At 62.5% G+C, this 1,452-nt stretch carries 1 protein-coding gene; it reads left to right on the forward strand.

Annotated features, from left to right (window positions below; genetic code table 11):
- The first annotated feature begins 68 nt into the window (after positions 1-68).
- Positions 69-1,421, forward strand: coding sequence for an IS30 family transposase (locus DES41_RS37635; protein WP_114472801.1), 1,353 nt, complete (start codon positions 69-71; stop codon positions 1,419-1,421).
- Positions 1,422-1,452: the final 31 nt, after the last annotated feature.

Below are 1,452 nucleotides of genomic sequence, written 5' to 3' on the forward strand. Positions count from 1 at the left end.
GGTGGATTCAACCGGTCGACGCAACACCTTCAATCAAGGAGGTGTCTATGGGCCGACCGGCGGGTTGGATGCAGAGGTTGACGGGGCGTGGCGCGATGCGCTCGCCTGGAGCGCCGTCGCTGCGACGGGAAGTGGAACGACAGTTCTGGCAGCAAATTGCCACCGGAATCACGAGCGAGAAGGCCGCTGAAGCCGTCGGCGTGTCACAGCCGGTGGGCTCGCGCTGGTTCCGGCATCGTGGCGGCATGCCATTGTTCATGTCGACACCTGTTTCCGAGCGGTACCTGTCCTTTGCAGAACGAGAAGAGATTGCCTTGCTGCGGGCCCAGGATATTGGTGTGAGGGAGATAGCCCGTCGTTTGGGACGAAGCCCCTCGACCGTCTCGCGAGAGCTGACGCGCAACGCCGCAACACGCAGCGGCAAACTCGACTACCGGGCATCGGTCGCACAGTGGAAGGCCGAGCTTGTGGCCAAGAGGCCAAAGCCGGCCAAGCTGGCCACCAACCCGCAACTGCGTCGCTATGTTCAAGACCGCTTGGAAGGCAAGCTGCATGACAGCCGCGGCAAAGAAGTCACTGGCCCTCGGCAGGCACCATTCATTGGGCGCAACAAACCGCACCGCGGAGACCGCAAGTGGGTGAAGGGTTGGTCACCGGAGCAGATCGCACATCGCTTACGGATCGACTTCCCCGATGATCCATCGATGCGCATCTCCCATGAAGCCATCTACCAGTCCCTGTACATCCAGGGCCGAGGGGCTCTCAAGCGCGAGCTGGTGAGCTATCTGCGCACGGGCCGTGCCTTGCGTACGCCGCGGGCCAGGGCCCAAGCCAAGGCATGGGCACACGTCAGCGAGGAAGTGATGATTTCCAACCGACCGCCACAGGCCGATGATCGTGCCGTTCCTGGTCATTGGGAAGGAGACCTGATCATCGGGCTGGACCGGTCTGCCATCGGCACGCTGGTGGAGCGATCAACCCGCTTCACCATGCTCGTGCACTTGCCGCGCGAGGCCGGCTATGGACTGACTCCCCGAACGAAGAACGGACCTGCGCTGGCCGGCTATGGCGCCATCACCATGGCCAATGCGCTCAAGAAAACGGTGAGCACGATGCCTACGCAACTGTGGCAGTCACTGACCTGGGACCGCGGCAAGGAGCTGTCCGACCATGCCCGGTTCACCATTGAATCGGGCGTGAAGGTCTTCTTCGCCGACCCACACAGCCCCTGGCAGCGCGGCACGAACGAGAACACCAACGGCCTGCTACGCCAGTACTTCCCTAAGGGCACTGACCTGTCCCGATGGGACGTGCGCGAGCTTCAAGCTGTGACCAACGCCTTGAACAGCAGGCCACGCAAAACGTTGGACTGGAGGACTCCCACGGAGGCGCTGAACGACTACCTAAAATCCGCCGCGTAACCCGGTGTTGCGTCGACCGGTTGAATCCACC

This window comes from Pseudorhodoferax soli (assembly GCF_003337555.1).
GTDB lineage: Bacteria > Pseudomonadota > Gammaproteobacteria > Burkholderiales > Burkholderiaceae_C > Pseudorhodoferax > Pseudorhodoferax soli.

Coding starts and splice junctions, on each gene's coding strand:
- DES41_RS37635 (WP_114472801.1), top strand. CDS start 69: ATGCAGAGGTTGACGGGGCGTGGCGCGATGCGCTCGCCTGGAGCGCCG.